Source organism: Adonisia turfae CCMR0081, assembly GCF_011009555.1.
GTDB lineage: Bacteria > Cyanobacteriota > Cyanobacteriia > Phormidesmidales > Phormidesmidaceae > Leptothoe > Leptothoe turfae.
Genome location: NZ_QXHD01000004.1, coordinates 133,202 through 135,463, shown reverse-complemented (window position 1 = coordinate 135,463; position 2,262 = coordinate 133,202). Strand labels below are relative to the sequence as shown.

The 2,262-nt window shown below is 51.7% G+C and carries 4 protein-coding genes; all 4 read left to right on the top strand.

Annotated features, from left to right (window positions below; all coding sequences use genetic code 11):
* Positions 1-245, top strand: a 245-nt coding sequence (locus tag DXZ20_RS04855) for a hypothetical protein (RefSeq protein ID WP_250565622.1), incomplete at its 5' end; no start/stop codon positions are given.
* Positions 245-754: a structural cement protein Gp24 gene (locus DXZ20_RS04850; protein ID WP_163696782.1), complete on the top strand. Its 510-nt coding sequence runs from the start codon at positions 245-247 to the stop codon at positions 752-754. The genes DXZ20_RS04855 and DXZ20_RS04850, both read left to right, overlap by 1 nt.
* A complete protein-coding gene (locus tag DXZ20_RS04845; protein WP_163696780.1) occupies positions 751-1,692 on the top strand; it encodes a major capsid family protein in 942 nt (313 codons plus the stop codon). The genes DXZ20_RS04850 and DXZ20_RS04845 overlap by 4 nt, the downstream gene beginning before the upstream one ends.
* Before the next feature lie 8 nt (positions 1,693-1,700).
* Positions 1,701-2,102, top strand: coding sequence for a hypothetical protein (locus tag DXZ20_RS04840; RefSeq protein WP_163696778.1), 402 nt, complete (start codon positions 1,701-1,703; stop codon positions 2,100-2,102).
* The last annotated feature ends 160 nt before the right edge of the window (positions 2,103-2,262 follow it).

Sequence of the window (2,262 nt, the reverse complement as noted above, 5' to 3'; positions counted from 1 at the left end):
ATTTCCAGGACGATGGATTCATTGAGGGTGCATGGCGTGCGATCTCTCCTGAACTATCCAAACAGCCCAATCAAGATGCGGCGGATGACGATGGCGAGCAGGAGAAAATCAGCAGCGGGCTGAAAGGGATGCTGGCGCAGCTAGAGAAAAATCGCCAGGATACTGCTGATTCCAGCAAAGAAGATCCTATCTCCAAGGCCCGCGCAGATGCAGCCAAGCAGTATTCGGAGGCATGGACTAACTAATGGCCATTACTAATTATCAAACGGTTGCCGACCGTAAAGGATTTGAAGGTCAAGTAGCAACGACAGAACATACTGTCATTCGTACCGCATCCAATGGCATGGATGGCGTCTTGCCATTTGGCCGCGTCATTGTTGAAGCGACTCCTGCCACCCGAGGTGAGAGCCCTGTTGCTACGGTAATCTCGGCGGCGGGTCAATCTGTGTTGGGTGTAGCGATCGCGACCACGATCCAACAAATCGATCATGAATCTATCGACGCAAACGGAGATCGCGGCTATGCCGATAAGCGCCCTGTAGGCTATATAGTCGAGGGTTTCTTTTACGGCATTGTCGAGGAAGATGTAACGCCTGCTGATCCTGTTTTTGTGCGGTTTGGTGGGACAGGGAAGCCCGGTCAATTTCGCACTGATGCCGATACTGCTTCCGCTGAAGATTTATCGGCCCGCTTTAAGTTTGCCGAAGTCGCGGCAGCTGGTGAAGTTTGCAAAATTGAGGTACTGAAACGATGACAGATTATGGAGTTCACCTGAGTCGTTACTTAGAACAGAAGCTGCCCGACGTCATTCGTCAGCGGTTTCGACCTTTTCGCTACGAGAACGGGATACTTGTTCCGACCATTGCCGACTTGAGTCCTGGCGCTCAAGTTTTGGTGCAGGAACAAATCGAAGGGCGGGGTCAGGCTGCTGTCGTAGCTGACCAGGCGTTTGATATTCCGCTTGCTGATTACAATGTCAGCGAAACCCGAGATCCTGTGGTAGCCGTATTCAGTTCTTTTCACTACACCGTGAGGGAATTGCAGGCTGCTACATTTGCCAATCAGCCGCTAACTGACGAACGCCAACGGGTAGCACGTCGTGCGATCGCTAGCCGCACTAATGAGCTAACTGCTTTTGGCAGCGCTCAGTATGGCTTGACGGGAATGCTAAACAATCCGCTAACTCCTGTAGATGACACGTCTTTTGATCCGTATGCTGGCGCGACAACAGCAGAAGACCTGGTTGATTTCTTTGTTGAAAAAGTCGCAGCCGTGACCGATTCGACCGACGAAACCGAATACCCCAATCACATTGAGATGGCGTTTCGGTTGTGGAGGCAACTATCATCGAAACGCCTTAGCGGGACTGCAGTCAGTGCTATCGAACACTTGCGCAAGCTATTCAGCGGCGAAGAATCAGGGTTTTCGCGAATGACGTTTGGGACTTCGCCAGAGCTGAAATCTGAAAAGCTTGAGCGCTATGGAGTACATAGTGTTGGGACCAACAAAGACCGCATTGCTATTTATCCCCGAAGTGCGGAAATCTTAGATCGGCACATTGAGCCCACACAGGTACTCGAAACAGAATACCGGAACGCTCAGTACATTGTCCCGATGTATTCCTGCATCTCTGGCGTCCGGTGGAAGTATCCGCTGGCTGGTCGGTATGTTGACGTCGCTAAGCCAGCATAGGGGGGTAAATGTTACTGAAATACAATCCGCGAAAGGTACAGCCCGCAGCTCAGGGAGTTCGCTATCTCGATGGTGTTCCCATTCGCCCTGGTATTAACTATGACCTGAGTGAAGGCCAAATCGAGACCATCAAAGCTCATCCCAGTCTGTCACGCTATGAAGAATGGGGCGCGATTGAATGGGTGAAGGGTGGCGGCGAAGTTGAGGCTAAGCCGGAAGCCAAGAGCGAAGCTGACAAACTGGCTCGACTGGGGGCATTAGATGATCTAACGGTGGATGAAGCCGAGAAGATTGTTGACGTTGAGCATGATGTTGATCTGCTGCAGGCATGGGCCAATCGCGATAAGCGTGTGACGCTCCGCAATGCAATCAACCAGCGCATCTCTGAAGTTCAGGAGGGTCGTGCCTAATGTCAGTTTGGCGACGGCGTGAAAATTTGTGGCTTTATTACTCAGTGCCCGGTGCAACTGAGACGGATGCGTTTGGCGTGGCTCGTCCTGCCGCACCATCAGAGCAACAAATCATTAAAGCGTCTGTCAGACCAACTGAGGAGATGGCTAAGCTCAGTGA

Coding starts and splice junctions, on each gene's coding strand:
- DXZ20_RS04850 (WP_163696782.1), top strand. CDS start 245: ATGGCCATTACTAATTATCAAACGGTTGCCGACCGTAAAGGATTTGAA.
- DXZ20_RS04845 (WP_163696780.1), top strand. CDS start 751: ATGACAGATTATGGAGTTCACCTGAGTCGTTACTTAGAACAGAAGCTG.
- DXZ20_RS04840 (WP_163696778.1), top strand. CDS start 1,701: ATGTTACTGAAATACAATCCGCGAAAGGTACAGCCCGCAGCTCAGGGA.